This window comes from Flavobacterium sp. S87F.05.LMB.W.Kidney.N (assembly GCF_004366435.1).
Classification (GTDB): domain Bacteria; phylum Bacteroidota; class Bacteroidia; order Flavobacteriales; family Flavobacteriaceae; genus Flavobacterium.
Window position 1 is genome coordinate 626,907 of the sequence record NZ_SODX01000003.1, and the last position, 20,791, is coordinate 647,697.

A 20,791-nucleotide genomic window follows, 5' to 3' on the forward strand; every position below is an offset into this window, starting at 1 on the left:
AAATTTTTTGTTAAATTTGCAACCTATCAAGGTTAATTTAAAAAGGCCTTTGATTAACTATTTTTTTATGAAAGAAGAAATAACCGCTTATAATAATGTTTTAGAGTTAATAGGTAACACCCCGCTTATTAAGCTAAATAAAATCACCGAAGAGTTAGAAGGAAATTTCTACGCAAAGGTAGAAGCTTTCAACCCAGGTCATTCCTCAAAAGATAGAATAGCATTATATATTATTGAAGAAGCCGAGAAAAAAGGAATTCTTTCTCCGGGAGATACCATTATAGAGACAACATCTGGTAATACAGGATTTAGTTTAGCGATGGTAAGCATTATTAAAGGTTACAATTGTATATTAGCAGTAAGCTCAAAATCATCTAAAGATAAAATTGACATGCTGCGAAGTTTAGGAGCTAAAGTGTATGTCTGTCCGGCCCACGTTTCTGCAGATGATGAAAGATCATATTATAATGTAGCAAAGCGTTTACATGAAGAAACAAAGGGATCAGTCTACATTAATCAATATTTTAACCAATTGAATATTGATGCACACTACAACACTACAGGTCCAGAAATCTGGGAACAGACAAAAGGACAAATAACGCACTTAGTTGCTTGCAGCGGAACAGGAGGAACTATCTCAGGAACTGCTAAATTCTTAAAAGAAAAAAATCCAAATATTAGAATTCTAGGAGTTGATGCTTTTGGTTCAGTATTAAAAAAATACCATGAAACAGGAGAATTTGACAGCAAAGAGATTTACCCTTATCGTATTGAAGGTTTAGGTAAAAACTTAATTCCATCGGCAACAGATTTTGATATTATTGATAAATTCATGAAAGTAACCGACGAAGAAAGTGCTCACTCTGCAAGAGAGATCACTAGAAAAGAAGGTTTATTTGTTGGATATACTTCTGGAGCAGTAATGCAGGCTATTAAGCAATATGCAGAAGAGGGTGAGTTTACAAAAGAAAGCAACATTATTGCAATTTTCCCAGATCACGGTTCACGTTACATGAGTAAAGTATTTAGTGATGACTGGATGAACGAACAAGGTTTCTTTGATAGTGTTAACGAAGAAGAAGCTCAAAAAATTGAATTCGTAAAGTAATTAATTACTTTTTTAAATATCAGACTCCATTCGTATTGCGAATGGAGTTTTTTTGTGGTTTCTAATTAAGAAGTAAAAAAGATTATTTGTTAAAATACCGTATTTATACGTAAGAAATTATTAAGTTGATTAAATAATGAGTGTTATTTTGATAATCTTATTGAAAACTTAATAATGCATTTCGACGGTTAAAATGTTCAGATTTGGTTATTTTAACGAGTATTTAGGTAAGTTGTCGGAAAAATTTTCGCTCACATTTGTAATAATCTAGTTTAGTGGTGTTAAAATGACATAAGTTATTTAATCCCTAAAATCTATTATTATGAAAAAATTTCTACTAACATTCTTGTTTGTAAGTTATTTGAATGTAAATGCGCAAACACCAATTCAGGAATTTAGCTTTAATGGTACTTTGAATAATACGGCAAATACAACTTCTTTTATGGGAATTGATAATTTTGTTGCCGATAGAGCAGGAGATGTCAAAGGCGCCCAAAGATTAACTAATAAAGCTTTAGAAGCTGTAATCGATAATCTGCCACAAGGTAAGAGTGCAAGAACAATTAGCATTTGGATTAAATTTAACGATATTTCAAATGCTAATTATATTTGGGGCTATGGTAATGCTTATAATGCGCAATATTGTGGTTTATTACAGCAAGGAACAGCTTCTTCTAACTCGGATTTAAGTTTAGCAGCTTGGGGAGCTTCTAATGATGTTATAGTTTCTACTCCACTAGAAAAATATGTCTGGTACAATTATACAATTACGTATGAAGGAGCAACATCGAAAATATACCGCGATGGAAAGTTATTAAAATATTTAGAAGGCATGACACGATCTACAAAAGGAAATATTTTTAGATTGGGCGAAATTAATACTACTATCGGAATCAATGCAGATGTAGACGATTTAAAGATTTATGATGTTGCTTTGACGCCAGAACAGGTTAGTGAATTGTATGAAAAAGAAAAACCAGTTATTGTAATTGCTTCAGAACCAGCATTGGAAATGAAAACTTCAAAAACTGTTGCAACAAAAGGGAAGACGTCAGGTAAATTGTCAGGCGGAACAATTATAACATCGAGTGATGTTAATGGAACAACTAAAAATATTGAGGTTTATTCGCAAGGTCAAAAAATAGTGGGAAGCAATGCAATGAATATTAATGATTTGCCTGAGGGAACTTATTTATTAAAAATTACAAATGCTCCATCCAAAAAAATCACTTCAAAATAATAGTCTTTACTTAGTTTTTAATATTAGTTATTTTTTACATTGCGCAAGCAATTAATTTTTTGAAATAGTACGGAAAAAGCCTTTTGAGGTATCTCAAAAGGCTTTTATCATTTAATACTTTTTTTGCTGGCCTGGAGCATACGCTTTTGCACTTTTGCTTCCTGAAGCTTTTTTGGCTTGTCCTGGTGGTATTTTTTTACTTGTTGGTGCTTGCGAAGTAGTGTGGACATGAGTACTACAACTGATAACGCTTAAGGCTAAAAATAGAAGTACTAAAACTATTACTGCAATTTTAGTGTATTTTGATGTCTGCATAATGAATTATTGATAATTAGTTCTATTATCGGCAAATATAATTTTTTAAAATAGAATATAGGAATAATGTTTATCAATGTTTGTTCTTTTATTTTGTGAGAATTCTTTATTTGTATGTAGGAATTGTTTGGTGATGCTGAATTAAATTTATAGTTTTAACAAAATTTATAAAAAAAATAAATGAAACTTGAAATTGCACAATCTGGTCATTTAGATAGCTGTCATCCAAGTTTTGTCTCAAATTAAATATTCTGAAAAAAATATATACATATGAAAAAAATATTACTCACTTTAATGTTTGTAAGTTTTTTAAATACCAACGCGCAAAACCCGGTTCAGGAATTTAATTTCAACGGAAATTTAAATAGTGCAGATAATTCAGTTTCGTTTTTAGGTTCCCCTGTTTTTGTAAATGACAGAATGGGTAGTCCTAAAAGTGCTTTACGTCTTACCAACAAAGCTTATCAGGCTGTGGTAGGTGATCTTCCGCAGGATAATAAGCCAAAGACGATATCTGTATGGGTGAAATTTAATGCTGTAACTGCAGCCAATTATATTTTAGGATATGGGGCTGCAGCAAATGGACAGTATTTCGGATTGATACAACAGCCAGCAGTTTCAGGTAATTCTGATCTAAGTTTGGTTGGCTGGGGAGATGCCAATAATGTTGTAGTTTCTGTACCGCTTGTAAAAGAAACTTGGTATTTCTATAGCATAACCTATGATGGAAATGTCTCTAAAATTTACCGTAATGGAGAATTATTAAAATCTGTTGAAGGAATTCAGCGTTCGGCAAAGGGTTATATTTTAAATATAGGAAAATTAAATACCGCAACAAGTATCAATGCAGATATTGACGATCTTAGATTATATACTGTTGCTATGACAGATGAGCAGGTTAGGGAAGCCTATAACAGCTCTAAAGCAACTGCTGCTATTGCTGCTCCAGCACAAGCCTCGCCTGTTGCTAACACAGTAAAGAAAACAACACCTACACCTGTAAAGTCACCAGCTCCTATTGTTGTTGCTTCTTCTTCAAATGAAACCAATAGAGGTGGAAAAAATATTGAGGTTTTCTCACAAGGCAAAAAAATAATGGACTCCAACGGATCTAATATTGCCGATCTACCCGAAGGAACTTATTTGATTAAGGTTACAAATGGTTCTCCAAAAAAATAAGTTACATATTCAAAAAAATAAAGCCTTCTGAATTTCAAAAGGCGTTATTTTTAGCTTAATACGCTAATTACTACGAATAAAACTACTAGTAATATTATGGCGTATCTTGTTATTTTTGAGGTTTGCATGATTTGAATTATAATAAAATTAAATTTTTAGAGTAAACACTTCATTATTATCAGTTTTTACATATATTAAATCGTTTTTGCTTATAATTTGATTTATTGAAAAACCTTCTGCTTCTTTTAATTCTTCAAAAAAGTCTATTTGCTTTGTTTCTACATTAAAACAACCAATTTTTGGAGACTTTTTCTTTTGTTCTTCGTAAGAATATACATTATCCACAAAATATAATTTATTGTTGTCAATGTATTGGACTGCCGTACCTACTGAAAACATTTCTTCATTGAATTTGAAATTATCCCTTTGAATTACGCCATTATTGATATTTAAAATTTCATAACTTTTTACTATTTTATTGTTTTGATTTGTTGCTTGTATGGAGACAAATTGCCCTTTTTTGTAATTAAAATTAGCTCCATAATGCTCAACAAGAATTTTATAAATTATTTGCCGTGTTTTAATATCCAGTACATTAATCCAATACTTAGAATCATATAACTCTTTTTCAATCTCTCTTGTATAAAAAGTTAAAATTCCTTTATATTTAATTATATCTCCCGCAATCTCTTCATGTGGTTCACATTTATATTCAAAATATGTATTAGTATTTAATAAATTAGAAAGTACAAATGAGCTTCGTTCTTTTCTTTTTTTAAATCTATAACTATAACTAATATCTAAAAATTTTCCAAAAAAAGAATCTGCAGTTCCCTCTGCATTATTTTCCTTATAAAAACTATAGTATTCATCACCATCTTCATTTTCAAACCAAATCACATAATTATTCTCATCGAAAATACTTAAACCTGTTGCATTACTTTGATTTATTGTATTTACAATGGTGAAATCAACATTTAACAGGACTAACTCATTTTTTTTTATAAAATATATATAGTTATTGCTGTAAAAACATCTAATAACATCGTTTTTATAATTTAATTCTCTTTTAGTATCTAGATTAATTAATGTGTTATCTTTTAGGATAATTATATTATTATCTATATTCCAAATGTTGTTTTTAACATTATCTATTTTAGCTAATATTTTCATTTATTTCAATTTAAATATTTCATCAAAATCCTCCTTTAAATATTTTTTTAGTTTAGAAGCGGTTGGATTTTCAACATCTTTCAAGAATTTTTTAGCCATATCATCTGTAATTTCTAAGTTATCTATTGCTTTTTTCATGTTAGAAGCAAAATCGGGAGGGTTTTTGCCTGCATCGAATAGCCATTGCAACTGTTTTAAATCAACTATATCCCCATTACTTAAATCCCCCAAAAATTGTTTTGCAAAATCAGTCGGAGGTACTTTGCTATATGATTTAAATTCAAAATATTTTGCTGATTTATTACCAGTTTCACCAACTATTGCATCATATCTTCGAGTATTTGCTAATGCAGAGACTTCAAAATTAGTTCTAGATGGTACAAAAACATTATCACCTTCTTTGCGTATGACAGCAATTACCCAATTAGCACCATCTGCCCCAGCACCATTAAACCAATGTGCCTTCAGGCCAGAAATAATTGATCCAAAACCATCTTGTCTCGCATATAATGCAAAATGATCTAAATCATTTAAAAAGTTTGTTAAATCAGTAGCCCTTTTACCTAATCCTTTATTCACCGTTAAGATAGTTGTTAGATCATCTACACTAACATGTCCCTTAGCTAAAATAGAACTTATTTTGTCAATATGTACACCTAGTTTTCTAAAACTAGGATATGCTTCTAAAATTAACCATTCTTTTGTAAAATCTTTACCTTGTTTTACAAAATCTTGTAGATCAGTACTTGCAGTTATATCTTTAAGAAGATCTTTTAATTTAGAAAGATCATCTTTAAATGGAGCTTTTTCAAGAATTTCTAATAATTTACTGCTATCTGTAGGCGAACTACCTATTTTTTCTAGTGCATTTTTTATATCATCTTCAACTAAACCTAATTTTTTTAGACGTGCTACAATAGCTTCACCTGCATCTTCAACAATTTCGCTTGCACTTTTCCTTAATTTATCCTCACTTTCATTTAATAAAATTTTGATTTTTTCTCCATTCTCAACAATTTCCGCAATTACGTTTCCATCTACATCTGGTTCAGTTAATATTGTCACTGCTTTCTCAAAATCTGCTGGACTTTTCTTAAGTAATTCTTTGGCTTTACTAACAGCATTATCAACGTTTTCTGTTAAATCTATTGCAATAGGAAATAATGCACAGTATGTTTTATTTAATTTTGCGAATTTTAAACCAGGAGCAATAAAAGCTTTAGAAACAGCAAAGCTAAATCTGGCGGCTGTACCAGTTCCTTTAACAGTAATCTTGATAAGTTTTCCTGCAAGTTTCATAGTTTGGCTTACCATATCTAAAGACTCTATAACTTTTGCTATTTGTGCAACTTTACCAACTTTAGCAAATGAAATAGCAATTGTGATAATATTAGCGACATCGTAGCCAACAGTTTCTGCGATTTGACATGTTTGTCCTGTGTGCGATTTTTTAACAAGACTCCATATGCAGACATTTCCATCTTTACTCTCTGTACACCAAATGTCTAATTTCTTAATTCCTTCCCACATTTCTCCAGCACGATCACCTCCATCAATAAGATTGGTAACTATTGCAGTCATTTCTGCGAGTCCTTTTACTTGATCTACTAAACCATTCCATACACCACATTTAAAAGCAAAATGGACATGACTAATTTTTACCAACTTTGAATTGGTAATTGTAATATTATTTTGTTGCAACATTTGATCGCCAAGTAGTGCAGACCATGCAAACGGGTCTACCAAGCCTGCATAATACAAAATAGGATTATAATCATTAGTAGTAATTTCAGGATTATAAAAACGCTCTGGAATTTTGGCTTTAGTAACTATACTAGCAATACCATCTAAAATTGCTGTTAGTGGATTGAAATAATTGTAAGTACCATCGAATTTTGGAATTACAGCACTTACAATAGCCAAAAATTTGTTCACATCTCCATTTCCACTACCATTAACTGCAGATCCTATAATGGTTTTTACCGTAGCTTCTCCATTAGCGTTAAAATCTATCCAAACTGCTACTTGAGAACCTGATAAATTTGCTAAATAATCGCTAACTTCTTTTTTCTTTTCTGGAAGAGTTTTGACATCAGTAATGAAAATTTTAGCAATCAGACCAGATTCAGTGCTGATATTCTTCATTTGAGAAATTATTTTTAATTTCTCTTTCTCTGAAATAACACCGGAATAATCATATGTATGATTTTCTTGTGCATTAACATTTGTTGCGTCTGGTTTATATCCTTTATTTGATTGTTTACCTAAGCCACCCAAGTAATCTTTATACGCTATATCAGTACCAGTTCCACCTGTAGTACCTTTATCAGATGTACAATTTAAAATACCCCATACTTGATCTCTAAAATCGTTTACTCCTTCTTTTTTAAATTTGTCATCAAGTATTGATTTTATATATCTTTGTAAACCAGCAGTATTTCCAGAACTAATGAAAGATTTTATGTTTTCGTATTTAGTCCTAATGTATTTTTTATCTACATTGCATTCACCTTTATTATTCGCAAATAACCAGATCCAAGGATTACCCGTTACAGTTTTTGTTACTGCGTGAATTTCTCTTTTTTCAATACCATTTAGTTCATGAATATAGACATACTCATGTTTTTTATCATCCCAAACATAATTTACGATCTCTTTATCTAATAAGTCACTAAAACCAGATGTAAAACCATCATCTGCAATATAATCTCCTGAATAGACACTTGTCAATTGAGTTTTGACAAATTCAAACATTGGAGATATTCCATATCCACCAGCCAAAGCCCCAGAAGAACTTTTCTGGAAACCATAGAATTTCCATCCACCGCTATGAATGATGTCCCAATCGTTGTGAGATAAAACAGTACCATTTCCATAATCCATTAAAAGATTAGTTTTACCTGATTCTGCTTCTGTTGAAAATGGATGTTTTAGTCCAAAAATACCGTGTCCTAATTCGTGTGCAGCAGTTTTTAGATTTCCGTTATTAAATACAAAGGCGTACTGACCGCCTAAAGGCATAAAACCATCGTAACCATTTTGGCCCGATTTTCCAGTGTATAGAACATAGTACGTTTTATCGTTGTATTTAAAATCTGTGTTAGCTTCTATCTGACTTATTATGTCTATCTGGCCGTCTGTGTAAACATTTAAAAGATCACTGTTGCCACTTTCTATTTCAGATGGCAGATCGTTAATTTTTACATTTTGAGATATTACTGTAAACTCAATACCAGCTTTGTTATAAACATCATTAAGGAATTTTGCTGCATCAGCATTATCTGGAGTTTTCGCTCCATTTATTCCTAATAAGGTTACACTAATTGGGGTTTTCTTGGTTAAATGCCAAACATTTAATTTACCTGCAACATCAGATTTTCCTTCAACAGTTTTAGTTGTGTCTTGTACCGATTTTACTGGTGCTCCTTTTACTGTTGCAATAATGGCATCTTTACCAAAATTCAGCGTTTTCTTCAGTAAAATTTTTGCGGTATTGTCTGATGTGTTCCATTCAGCATCAACTTTTCCTCCGGAGCTTGTTTTAAAGACAATATCAGAGCTTTTTTTGCCATTAGAGAATTCTGCTCTTGCGATAACATAATCGTCTCCTTTTAAGTCTGATACTGCTTTGTAATTAACTTTATAAACTTTTCCGTCACCTGTTGGAATAAGTTCGTAACTGCTTTTAAGTTTTGCAGATCCATTTTCAGGCTGTGGGTCAAAAGCATATTTGGCTTCTTTACTATCTTCAAAAGTAATTTTTACATCTGGAGATGAAATTTGAGCAACTTCTCCGCTAGATGACATTCCATTTGTATTAGAAGCTGTTGCTTTTCCGCCAGGGGCAGGAGCACCAATAGTTGGCGCAGCACTTCCGTTAGCAGGAATTGTAACAGTAGTTCCGTTTTTATCCGTATAAACCTGATCGTATGGAGATTTTGGAAGCGTTGTTTTAGCTCCATTTTCTCCAATGATAGTTGTACTTCCATCAGGATTTAAAGTCGCCGATTTTACAACATAATCTAGTTTTCCTTCAATTGGTTTTCCGTCACTTCCTAAAATATCGGTAAGGATTTTATCACCATCAGCCATGTTGCTCCATGTAGGATCATAACTCGCGATAATTTCTCCTGAAATCAGTTTAAAATCGGTATTGACACCAATGTTATCAAAAGTGATTCTGATACGAGAATATTTTCCAATATCTGGGCCACCTGCCGCATTTGCAGCATCTATAAGGGTTCTGAATTTTTCTAAGAATGGTAAAGTAACATAACCGTCTCCGCTAAATTTACCGTTGCTTCCGCTTGAATGTAATACTACAATTGGGAAATCTCCCGCTTTTACTACATCATTGGCAAATAATTCTGGAAGCGGATTTTTGTTGGCTAAATCTGCCGGATCTGGTTTAATACCACAGCCTACAAAAGCAATTTCGTCTTTTGCCATTGTGGTAAATTCCTGAATTGTACTGTGGGTATATTTACCAACTTCGCAAGATGCACCAACTGTATATTCGTAAGTTGCATTTGGTTTTAAATTGCTGATAGTTGCAAATTCTCTTGGTGTAACTATTTTATACCAATCTGAATCTGCATTTTTTTCGCGGTAATTTACCTGATAGTCAAAGTTATCAATGTCACCGCTCCACGTTATTTTGGCTTGATCTTGGCTGATATTTGTGGTAGTGATTGCCAGCGGCGCCGTACAATAGGTTTCGTAAGTAAAAGAGAAAATTTCGCTGTATCCGTTATTTTTAAAAACACCAACTTCTTCAGCTCCCAAGAGAGCTTTTGCTTTTACTCTCCAAGCATATTTTTTGCCAGGAAGTAATTGCGGTTCTGAAACGCCATATTGCAGTGTAGTCGAACGTGTTGTGGTTGTATAAAGAGGAGGTGAGTAAGCAAATGCATTTTGAACTGGAGTATATTTATCCCAGATTTCAACTAATGAAAATTCGTATTCTACATTGCTGACATTGATTTGTCGCGGTGTCCAGCTGAAAATAATGTTTTGAATGTTCTGCTGCATTATTGAAGCATTGTTCAATGGCAGATTCAAGAAAGGTGGATCATTTTGAAAAATGATCGTTGTTACACTGGTTTTTTTAGACAGTTTTTTGTTGGTCGCAAAATCATAAACCTCAACAGAAAAAGTATAAATGCCTTCTGGAAGTGCCTGAGCATATTGATTTGGGTTAACTCCAAGAAGATTTTGATATTCAAAGTATGGTGCTAAATCTACGTTGGTCAACTGAAGCGGAACTCCACCTTCTAGAAAAAGATCTCTCGATCCAACTACAAAATCATTTGTCATCAGCGAAATCGACTGTCCTTGGAAATAACATTTTAATCGAATCTGGCGATTAGAAATCGTTAAATCGTTTAAGGCAATCTGCACTTTAATAGGACTATTTATGGTAGTCGCATCGGCATAATTGTTTAAGTAGATTGGAGATGGCTGTGTAATCTGCGTACTTATAGTAACTGGAAAAGTCTGTGCTATACCAGAAACCATTGCCGAAAGCCAAAACCCAAGGGTTAGAAATAGTTGAAATTGTAGTTTTTTTAGCATTTGGGTGTTTTTATAACTATTATACTTTAAAATCTTCTTTTAATGTTTTAATTCGATTGAATCGTTTACTGCTTTTTCTACCGCCAATTGATGGTAAAATGGAATCATTTTTTCTTCTAATTCTTTACTGATTTCTGCAGCAGGTTTTTTGTCATTATTTAAATCAAAAAATGTATTGACTTCCTGTTTACTGAAAGCAGCGAATGATTCGTTATTCTGCAGTTCGCTCTGAGGTAACTTAGCAAGAAGCGCAAACTCTTTCATCATCCATCTATGATGGATTAGCTGTTCTTCACTTTTTTTACTTCTTTCTACTAATTTTAAATATCTGTTGTAAGCGGCTTTATCTTTTGCATCTTCGCTGTTAACTCCGTGCATTTTATCTGTATTGACACGGCCAATTGCGGCCACATAAACCTGTTCGATATTTTGATCTTTTGCTGTTATTTCGCGATTTAATTGCTGCACAATATCAAAAAGTATAGCGTTATATTGAGCAGCGGTTTCTTTGTCTAAATTATAGGCATCTAGATAATCCAATACTTTTTCTTTGAATTCTTTGTCGTCTAATGTCATTCGAACAACATTAAGAAGCTGATTCAGTTTTTCTGATTCTGATTCAGGAACTGGTTTTAAATCATTTTGAAGCTGTTCCAGTTTTGTGATAATTTCACTTTTTGTTCCTTCCAAAACAACATCTTTGGATGAAATTTTGAGAATATTATCTGGTATTTCATTTGCTGTAATTGCTGGTTTTTCTTCTACTCTTTTTGGACGAAGTTTTATTTTATCAAAAGAATACGTGTATGATAAAGTTGCTGTTATATCATTATTTCTTACAGTTTGAGAGCTGCTAAAAAGTGTTATGCAGTTCAATCCGAAATTATGCTTTTGCAGATAGATATAAGATCCATTTAAGCGGATATTAAAAACGTCATTTACTTTTTCACCATCATTAAAACTGGTGTTGTAACTAGTAGAAAACGAGGTGTTTAGTTTTTTGTCATAAAATAATTTAGTAGCTCCAATTGTTGGTCCTAAAATTAAATTATCACCAGCATCAAGTTTTCCAATAGTACTGTTAAAAGAAGCGGTTAGATTTAGGTCTTTTTTGGGGTAACCAATAATGTATGAAAGACCTGTATTGTAATAAGTACTTGCACCGCCTGCAATTGTTTTTCCTTCTTGCTGGTTTACTGCATCTTGCATGCTGAATGTCGCATTGAAAGCTTGTTTTTGCTTTTTATCATTTTTAAGAAGGTAATTAATTGTAAGGGCTGCGTTTTGATTGACTTGTCTAAAATTTAAGGTGTCTAAAAATTCATATTCTGAGGTTTGATTGATGTAATCAAATTGATTTCGGCTGTTGGTATACGATTGAAAATTAGAGTAATTAAGGTTGAAGTTTAATTTTTGGTTGGCTCTAAAATCGGCGCTGATAGACGAAACCAGTCTTTTCATCTGACTTTGTTTCTGTTTGTCCAAATTGTCTTTTTGTAAACCTAAATTCAGGTTTAAACTCAATTTATCTTTGTATAAAGTCTGAGAAGCATTTACGGTAACATTTTCTAAGTCATTATTAAAATAATAACCTCCTAATGTTCTGTAGTTTGGATCAATGCGTTCGTAGCCTAAGCCTAAAGTTCCTTTGCCGGCAGGATAAACTAACTGTCCTTTTAAGGCTTTATAACTCGCTGTTGTTGAGTTAGAGTTTAAAAATATAGAAGCAACATTTTCGGCTTTTCTATTATCGAGTACTCTTGTATCTTCGGTAATACTGCTATTCGCAAATTCCGTTAAAACTTGTAATTTTTTGAATAGTTTAAAAGAAGTTTCAAAACTAATTGCCGCATTTTCTTTTGGAGAAACACCTAATTCATAAGGAATTGGAATTGATAGCGAATTCATCTCGTCTTTAGCCTTAAAAAAGGTAAGTCCAAGATTTATTTTTTCTAAAGAATATTGAGTTTTAAATCCGTAACCAAATCTTTTGTACGTAGGAACAAGTTCGGTGTTTAAAACATCGTATTCACTGCTTCGAACTAAACGTCCGTACATTGCACTAATCTTAAATTTTCCCTGCGGCGTTAAATCAACACCTAAACCTGTGAACTGATGTCCTGCTAAAGTATAAGGAGAAAAAGTCATGCTCACATCTCCAATATGCCCTGTAATCCATTTATAAGAAGGATGAATACTTAAGCGATTCATAAGAACAGGCTTATTGTACCCAAATTTTTGACTGGTATACGAAAATGAAAAAGGTATATTATATAAACCTGCGACGTTCACATTAATATTTCCGTTTAAGAAATAGGTAAAAGGCTCTCTGGCTGCATTTCCAGAATAGAATACTCCGCTGGCAGAAGCACCACCGGAGACATTTATTAGTTTGGCTTTTCCTAATTCTTCAACATTGAAATTTTGCGCAAATCCTAAGGCATTACACAATACGATGCTAAAAAATAATATTCTTTTTAAATTCATTATGATAAATTCAGGGCAATGAAATAGGGAAGGGCTAACCTTATATTTCCAACTATTTTATTAAAAATTGACTTTTTGTTTTAATGACTGGGCTTATTGTATAATTAATTTTCTCAGCTTAGTTCCTTGCTGCGATTCAAACAATACAAAGTAAATCCCTGATGAAAGTCCGCTTAAATTAAAATTGAACGAATATGCATCTTTTCCATTTTCACTTTTAGAAGCAATTACTACATTATTATTTAGGTTATACACTTTTATGCTTGCCGGCATTACTTTATCTAATGTGACGTCTACGGTAAATACTCCGTTAGAAGGATTTGGATAAATTTTCAAGTCGAATTTTTTCTGTAAATCTGTTTCATCCGGATCAACATATTCTCCTTCTGTAACCAAAATTGTTTTGGTTTGATTGGCCGTACATCTTCCTTTTTCTGTATTTATAGTAATATCGTATTCGCCTGCTTTTGTAAAACTCATTTCGGCATAATCTCCGTTATTGGTAGTTACAACTGCTTCTGAAGGTAATATCCATTCGATTTTATCTGCTTTTGGATTACTGATATCAACGATAATGAATTTTTCATTTACAAATACTTGAGAAGACATGGCAAACTCAGCGCTAATATCAGATTCCTGACTTGAAATATTAATGGTATCTGTTGCCTGACAGCCTAATTTGTTTGTTACCACAACAGTATAATTAGCAGGTTCAGAAACAGTAATCATTGCATTCGTGCTTTTGAAACCTTTATCAGAAGTCCACAAATAAGTTGCTTTATCATCATCTATTGTTGCATTGATTGTCAGACTTTGTTTGTAGCAGAGCGTAACATCTTCTCCAAGATAAATCACATCTTTTGGAGGATCAACAACAGTGTAATTTCTTGTGATTTTACAACCTCTGAAATCTGTAATTTCTATCGAATATTCGCCCGCAGATGCATTGCTAAGTGTATTTGTTTTTTCGCCTGTATTCCATAAATAAGTGTATGGAGCAGTACCAGCAATTGGAGTTACGACAATTTTCGCATCAGAACCAAAATAACATGTTGGCATTTTGATGGTTTCTGAAGCATCAAGATGCGCTGGAGCAACAAACGAAATAGATTTAGTAAAGCTGCAGCCGTTAAAATCGGTAACTGTTACAGAATAAGTTCCTGGTGCAACATTTTTTAGAATTTCTGTTGTTGCTCCAGTATTCCATAAATAATTATATGGTTTGGTTCCGCCAACTGGAGTTTGAGCAATTGTCCAATCATTTCCGTCACCACACAATGTGTAATCTGCAGAAAGTGTATTGTCTAGTTTTTGAGGTTCATTAATGATAAACGAATCACTTTTAGAAACGTTGTTTTTGGTATCGGTTACCTCAACATAATACGTTCCGATTCCTAGATTTCCTAAAGTTACATTTGTTCCTAAAACTCCTGTATCTGGAACAGCATGCCATTTATATGTGTAACCAGCAAGACCACCAGCTGCGTTTGCTCTAAGACTTGAATTTTTATCTCCGTTACATAAAACTGCATTTACTGGCGTAATATTTACTACTAATAATGCAGGTTGTGATATTTCGTAAAGTTCTGAAGTTACAGAACATCCTTTAGCATCTGTTACAATTGCATAATATTTACCTGCTGCTAGATTTGATACTGTTGAGGTTGTCCCAGTTACTTGAGCATTTGAACTTGTAAACCATTTATAGTTATAAGCAGTTGTTCCGCCTTGAACAGTAATGCTGATGCTTCCGTTAGAAAGTCCAAAACCTGTAGCAGGAGTAACTGTGTTTTGAATTATTACAAGTTGTTTAGGTTCTGTAATTTCAACATTTACAATCGAAGTGTAATTACAACCTTTACTGTCTTGTACTTGTATGTCGTAAGTGTTTGCTTTTAAATTAGGAATTACTGCTGTTAAATTATCAAAAGCTACCCAATTACTGTATCCAGAATCTTGCGATTTGTAACGGTATTGAAATATATTGCTTCCGCCCGCAGCAGTAAGAGTAATTGTACCATCATTGTAACCTAGACAGCTCACATTTTTTTGTGTATTTGTTACTACTATAGCATCTGGCTGTGTAATTACAATTGATTTACTAGTAACTTCTACTTTATTAAAATCTTTTACAATTGCATAATAAGTTCCAATTTCCAGATTGTTTAATAGTGCACTAGATTCATTTGGAATTTTTATTCCGTTCTTGTACCAAGAAATAGTTCTTATACCAAATCCGCCATTAACCACTGCAGTTATAGAAGCATTCTGACCATTGTTACAAGTAATTTCTGCCGATTGACTAATGCTGATTTCTAATACATTATTGTTAAAATCAAATTCTGTTGATTTTGTACATCCAGTTGCATCTGTTGCAGAAACTGTATATATGCTTGAAGCAAGATTTGTAAAATCAATTTGTTTTAATGTCGAATTTGGAACATCTTTAATAATAGTTCCGTTGCTGTCTTTGCATACATATCTGTAAGGAGCAACTCCACCTACGATTTCGATATGCAGTGCACCGTCACTATTTCCAGCAGTTGGAATAGTTGGTACAATTTTGTCTAAATCAAATCCGAAATCTTGCGGCTGATCAATTATAATATTGCTTAAAGTTCCCACACATAAATTTCCGTCATAAACCGAAACAGAATAAGTGCCTTTTCTTAAACTGTATTGGTTTTTTGCTGTGCTTCCGTTACTCCATAAATAAGTATATACAGGGGCTCCCGCAACGATATCTGGAGTTCCTCCGATAACATTAATTTCTACGACTCCATCAAATCCGTCATAACAAGTAACATCTTGTTTGTTTGCTGTTGTAACAATAATTTGAGTTGGCTGCTTAATTTCAAATAGAGGAGAAGTCACTTGATTGTTGTTTGAATCTATAACAGTCACATAATATTTACCTGTTACAATGTTTCCTGTTGCTGCTTCAGCATCTAAAGTTGTATTGATTAAGGTACCATTTTCTTTATACCATTTGTAAGTATAAAATCCTTGTGCGTTTGGAACACCAGTTCCTGCAGCAGCTTTTGCTTTTAAAATACCTGTTGCGCCAAAACAATCAATCGTTTTTGCGATTGAGATATTTACTTTAAGTTCTAATGGTTCAATAATAGTGTAAGGTTTTTCAATAGAACAATTTTTACTATCAGTTACCACTAATTTGTATGATCCAGCTAATTGATTGTCTAAAACAGCTGTAGTTTGACCAATGATTTCTACATTATTTTTAAACCATTTATAAGAATAAGCAGGAGTTCCGCCAGAAATTTGAACGGTGACTTTTCCGTTGCTCAAGCCAAATCCAGAAGCATTTTTAACATTCTCGCTTGCTATGGCTAATGCATCTGTTGGTTCTGTAATAACAATAGTTTTACTAATTGAACAGTTGACAGCATTTTTATCTGATACCGTTACAGTGTAAGTTCCAGCAGGAAGACCAGTAATATTGGTTTTTCCGTTATTATTTGCGGAATCGTAATTCCATATAATACTATAATCAGAAGAACCTCCAGTTATGGTTAAATTAATTGTTCCATCATTTCCGCCATTACAAGAAACCTCTGTTTTTGTGTTGGTAATAGCCAACGAATTAGGCTGCGTAATTGTATATTCGTTAATTCCGTACAAGATGTTGTTTTCTTGATCTGTAACAGCAACGATATATTTTCCTGCTCCTAAATTAGAAACCGTTTTTGTGGTTGATAAGATAGTGGCTGGGGCTAACACGTTGTACCATTTATAAATATAAGCAGGAACACCTCCAATAACGGTTGCAGTTAATTCGGCAGTTTTATCGCCATAACATTTTACCTGCGTATTCGGCGTCATTTGAATTCCCGTAATATCTAATCTTGGCGGCTGTATTAATGTATATTCTTTGCTTGTTGAACAATTATTTTGGTCAATAACAGTTAGAACATAAGTGCCGGCATCTAATTGATTTAGGAGTTTTGCAGAGCCAATAATAGTTGTATTTCCTTTAACTCTCCACTCATAAGTGTAGGCAGCAGTTCCTCCAGTTACATTAACTTCTATGATTCCGTTTTTAGTTTCAAATCCAGTTAAATCTTTTACCTGAACATCGTTTATTGTTAATGGTGCTGCTGGCTGAGTTATTTCAATATTATTTAATGGAATTGTACATCCATTGTCATCTGTCACTAAAACACTATAGGATCCTGATGAAAGTCCTGTTAAATCTTGAGTAGAAGCGTAAGTAGCTGCTAAACCATCTTTTTTCCACACATAAGTATAAGGCAAAGTTCCTCCCGCAGTCGTAATGTCTATTGTCCCAGTACTATTTCCATAGCACAGAACAGGTAGTTTTGAAGTTAATGAAACACTTAGCAGGTCAGGCTGTTTAAGATCGAGTTCTGCTGTTTCTTTAATAGCATTAACATTATCAGTAACAATTAGTTTGTATTTTCCGACTCCTAAGCTTGTAATTATATTGGTAGTTCCAGCAATTAAGCTGCCGTTTTTGTACCAATTGTATGTATAGTTTAAAACGCCTCCGCTTACATTAGCTGTTATTTCTCCGTTCGTATTTCCAAAACATTTAATCGATTTAGATTCGTTTAGAGTCACAATCAATTCAGGATTTTCTGCAATAGTGAATGTTTGTGTTGCAGTACAAGAATTCTTGTCTGTAACCACCAGAGTATATTTTCCAGCTTTAAGGCCAGAAATATTTAGTGTATTTTTTAAAAATGTATTGTCTTTATCGTATGTCCATTTGTATGTGTAAGTTCCATTATTTGGAGTTCCACCGCTAATAGGATTAAGCGTTATTGCACCAGTACTTTGTCCATAAATAGCAACGTTTGTTATTGTTGGTGTTGGAATGGTAATAGCATCAGGCTGACCGATAATAATTCCGCTTATCGTTTGAGGGCAATCGTTTGCATCTTTTACAGTTACAGAATAAGTTCCCGCAGTTAGATTAGTTTGATCTTTTGCAGTACTTCCGTTGCTCCAAGAATAGGTGTACCCGCTTCCCACGGTTCCGCCAGAAACAGTAAGGATTATGCTGCCGTTATTTCCCCCATAACAGCTTGGTTCAGCTTTAGTATGAGTTACTTGCAATGGCTGATTTGGCTGTATAAGAGTATAATCAATAAACGCTGAAGGGGTTTGTCCTTCATTGACTCTCACTCTATAAGTACCAAAAGGAATAGCGTTAATTTGAGGTGTTGTTATTGAAAGATTAGTCTCAACACCATTATTAATTTTATACCATTTGTAAGTATAACCAGAACCAAGACCACCAAAAGCTCTTGCAGTTATACTTCCTGTTGATTCATCGTAACATTTAATATCAGTATGAGCATCAATTGTTACAGCTAATGCATTTAGTACCATGTCTGCACTTGTGATCGGACAGCCATTAGCATCTGTTACAACAGCATGGTAAGTTCCATTGTCAAGGCCAACGGCTTCACCATCATTGTCAGGATCTGGATTAATTTGTGTGGTTCCTTTATACCAAGCATAAGTATAGCCTGGAGTTCCTCCAGTTCCTGATATTTTGATTTTTCCGTCAAAAGCAGTAGGAGTTGAGGGTTGTGTCTGAATTATTGTTGGATTAATTGATACCTTTGTACTAGGTTCATTTACAAAAGCAGATCCTGATATAGAGCATGTTGGTACATTTGTATCGGTGATAGTAAAGTCATAATTTCCCGTTTTTAAGCCGCTTCTATTAGGGCCAGTTGCACCATCTAACCAAGTTACATTATAGCTTCCTGTTCCTCCTGTAATAGATAAATTTACACTTCCAGTAAATTCTCCTTTACATTTTACATCTACAATGTTTTTGTTTGTTACTGTTATTTTAGTATTTTCTCCCAGGAAAATATCAGCTGATGTAACAGTATTGGCAGGAGTTGCACTATCTGTAATAACCACTCTATAGGTACCTGTTAACAGACCTGAAGGATTATAAGTATATTGTCCAGATACGGTAGTATAAGTTGGATTTTGGACAGTTCCTCCTTTTTTCTGCCACTCATAGACGTAACCAGCAGTCCCACCTGAGACAGACGCAATTAAACTCCCAGTACCGCCAGAGCACGCAATAGTGGTATTGCCAGAAAGAGTAACTTGTAGTGGATCTGGTCGACCTACGATAAAAGTTCTGGAAGTAGAACAGCTTTTAGAATCTGTAACTGTTACAACATAGCTTCCGCCCAAAAGTGCATTTAAATTAGTTGGAGTAAAATCTGATCCATCCTTTTTCCATGATACGATATAATCTGCATTATTTAGTAATGTTCCGCCAGATATACCAAAATTTTCGATGCGACCATTATATTGCTCAAAACCTGAAGCATCTTTTGGTGTACCGTCGATAACAATTGCTGGAGGATTACCAATAGTCACTTTCCTGATTCCCGTTTGAGAATAAGTTAGTAAGGACGTTAATAGTAAAAAAAAGAGTAGAATTTTCTTCATATTTTTTGATCGTTTGCGTTTATATCTATGCAATTTTTTGAATCTCTAACTGTTATATAGTGGTCGCCATCAGGCAGTATAATATCATTCGTAATAGATGAGAACTCCACTTCTGGACCCTCGTCAATTGAATAAAAATAAGTTCCCGTTCCATTAGAAGCACTTATTTTTATTATACCAGATTGATTGTGGCATGCTGGTTGAGTTGTTATTATTTGATAACTAAATTGACTTGGTGGACCAACTGTAAAAGTTTTAGTCAAAGCCTGACTTAAACTTGTGCCATTTCCAGTGGTTAATCTTGTTTGATAAGTTAAAATATAGGATTGTATTCCGAGTCCTGTCCATGTATAGCTTTTTGGATTGGCTGCCATCATAGATTTTGTTATAATTTTATTAGTTAAACCAGAACCATCCGTATGTTTCAGAGCCATTTCATATTGTTCATTATTTTGAAGTTCTCTGTCAAAGTTTAATGTTACCTGGCCATCAGAATTATATACACAAGATGTTTGATTGTTTGAAGAAACTGACTCTAAAACAGGAGGACACGGATTGACATAATATGATATAATATTTGAGTAAACTTCTTCTCCAGTAATGGTAGTGTCAGAATCAATAAGGACACGAAAATCAATGTTTCCTATATAAGTTGAAGAAACATATGTTAATCTATTAAATTGAAATGTTTGATTAAAAGATGTACTCACATTAGTTGGTTGAAAATTTCCGCCTTCGATTCTATATTCCCATATAAAACGCTGCGTGCCGGTACAACCCGTAGTTTGTAAGTTTACTTTGTCACAGAAACTATTATCTGTGGGAGGCTGTACTAGGACTTGGTTGCTTATTATGCTAAATTCAGGTACAATTTCAACAGGACCATAACCAGTAGCCCCACCTGTTGCTGAATAACAATTTACATTGAAATTATCTGCTGATAGTGCTGAATTCCACTCTTCACCGCAAGGACCACTACAGCCATAAGATTCTGGCCTATAGGCAGAAAAAAAATAAGAAGTAGGTTTTTGATCAAAAATTAAATATCCATCAGCTTCTTTTATAGGTATGAGTAAATTTCCATCAGCTCTTTTAATCCAATATTGATAAAAATATTGTCCGTTTGGAAAATATGATGTTCTATAGCTACCAGCACCTCCAGTATTGGTATTCATTATATAAGTCTGCGAACAGACTTTACCTACTGCAAACAAAATAATAAAAAATGTAAAGTAAAGTTTCTCCAT

The 20,791-nt window shown here is 33.4% G+C and carries 9 protein-coding genes; 3 read left to right on the plus strand and 6 right to left on the minus strand.

Annotated elements, in window-relative coordinates:
• Nucleotides 1-67 precede the first annotated feature (67 nt).
• Together EDB96_RS11985 and EDB96_RS11990 are read left to right on the plus strand one after the other, a co-directional pair.
• Nucleotides 68-1,108 (plus strand): PLP-dependent cysteine synthase family protein, encoded by a 1,041-nt coding sequence (locus EDB96_RS11985; protein ID WP_057118614.1) that lies wholly within the window; start codon nt 68-70, stop codon nt 1,106-1,108.
• 322 nt (nt 1,109-1,430) lie between these two features.
• Complete coding sequence (locus tag EDB96_RS11990) at nt 1,431-2,348, plus strand: LamG-like jellyroll fold domain-containing protein (protein ID WP_134140996.1); 918 nt, start codon at nt 1,431-1,433, stop codon at nt 2,346-2,348.
• Between the two features lie 111 nt (nt 2,349-2,459).
• On the opposite strand, the gene EDB96_RS11995 is transcribed toward EDB96_RS11990, so the two are convergent.
• Nucleotides 2,460-2,663: a hypothetical protein gene (locus tag EDB96_RS11995; protein WP_134140998.1), complete on the minus strand. Its 204-nt coding sequence runs from the start codon at nt 2,661-2,663 to the stop codon at nt 2,460-2,462.
• Nucleotides 2,664-2,933: 270 nt separating this feature from the next.
• Between EDB96_RS11995 and EDB96_RS12000 the strand changes: the two genes are divergently transcribed.
• The gene (locus tag EDB96_RS12000) at nt 2,934-3,842 is read left to right on the plus strand and encodes a LamG domain-containing protein (protein ID WP_166669296.1); all 909 of its coding nucleotides are present in this window, start codon (nt 2,934-2,936) and stop codon (nt 3,840-3,842) included.
• A gap of 147 nt (nt 3,843-3,989) precedes the next feature.
• Here the strand turns inward: EDB96_RS12000 and EDB96_RS12005 are convergent, their stop codons facing one another.
• From EDB96_RS12005 to EDB96_RS12025, 5 genes are all read right to left on the minus strand, one after another.
• Nucleotides 3,990-5,015: a hypothetical protein gene (locus tag EDB96_RS12005; protein ID WP_057118610.1), complete on the minus strand. Its 1,026-nt coding sequence runs from the start codon at nt 5,013-5,015 to the stop codon at nt 3,990-3,992.
• On the minus strand, nt 5,016-10,589 hold the full coding sequence (locus tag EDB96_RS12010; RefSeq protein WP_134141000.1) for a fibronectin type III domain-containing protein: 5,574 nt from the start codon (nt 10,587-10,589) through the stop codon (nt 5,016-5,018).
• A 39-nt stretch (nt 10,590-10,628) separates the two neighbouring features.
• The gene (locus EDB96_RS12015; RefSeq protein WP_134141003.1) at nt 10,629-13,076 is read right to left on the minus strand and encodes a hypothetical protein; all 2,448 of its coding nucleotides are present in this window, start codon (nt 13,074-13,076) and stop codon (nt 10,629-10,631) included.
• Nucleotides 13,077-13,169: 93 nt separating this feature from the next.
• A complete protein-coding gene (locus tag EDB96_RS12020) occupies nt 13,170-19,544 on the minus strand; it encodes a T9SS type A sorting domain-containing protein (protein ID WP_134141005.1) in 6,375 nt (2,124 codons plus the stop codon).
• Nucleotides 19,541-20,791 carry a hypothetical protein gene (locus EDB96_RS12025; protein ID WP_134141007.1) on the minus strand — a complete coding sequence of 417 codons (1,251 nt, stop codon included), beginning with the start codon at nt 20,789-20,791 and terminating at the stop codon, nt 19,541-19,543. The genes EDB96_RS12020 and EDB96_RS12025 overlap by 4 nt, the downstream gene beginning before the upstream one ends.

Excerpts from the sequence above, each read along its gene's own strand:
- EDB96_RS12010 (WP_134141000.1), bottom strand. The coding sequence starts at position 10,589 with ATGCTAAAAAAACTACAATTTCAACTATTTCTAACCCTTGGGTTTTGG.
- EDB96_RS11990 (WP_134140996.1), top strand. The coding sequence starts at position 1,431 with ATGAAAAAATTTCTACTAACATTCTTGTTTGTAAGTTATTTGAATGTA.
- EDB96_RS12015 (WP_134141003.1), bottom strand. The coding sequence starts at position 13,076 with ATGAATTTAAAAAGAATATTATTTTTTAGCATCGTATTGTGTAATGCC.
- EDB96_RS11985 (WP_057118614.1), top strand. The coding sequence starts at position 68 with ATGAAAGAAGAAATAACCGCTTATAATAATGTTTTAGAGTTAATAGGT.
- EDB96_RS12005 (WP_057118610.1), bottom strand. The coding sequence starts at position 5,015 with ATGAAAATATTAGCTAAAATAGATAATGTTAAAAACAACATTTGGAAT.
- EDB96_RS11995 (WP_134140998.1), bottom strand. The coding sequence starts at position 2,663 with ATGCAGACATCAAAATACACTAAAATTGCAGTAATAGTTTTAGTACTT.
- EDB96_RS12000 (WP_166669296.1), top strand. The coding sequence starts at position 2,934 with ATGAAAAAAATATTACTCACTTTAATGTTTGTAAGTTTTTTAAATACC.
- EDB96_RS12025 (WP_134141007.1), bottom strand. The coding sequence starts at position 20,791 with ATGGAGAAACTTTACTTTACATTTTTTATTATTTTGTTTGCAGTAGGT.
- EDB96_RS12020 (WP_134141005.1), bottom strand. The coding sequence starts at position 19,544 with ATGAAGAAAATTCTACTCTTTTTTTTACTATTAACGTCCTTACTAACT.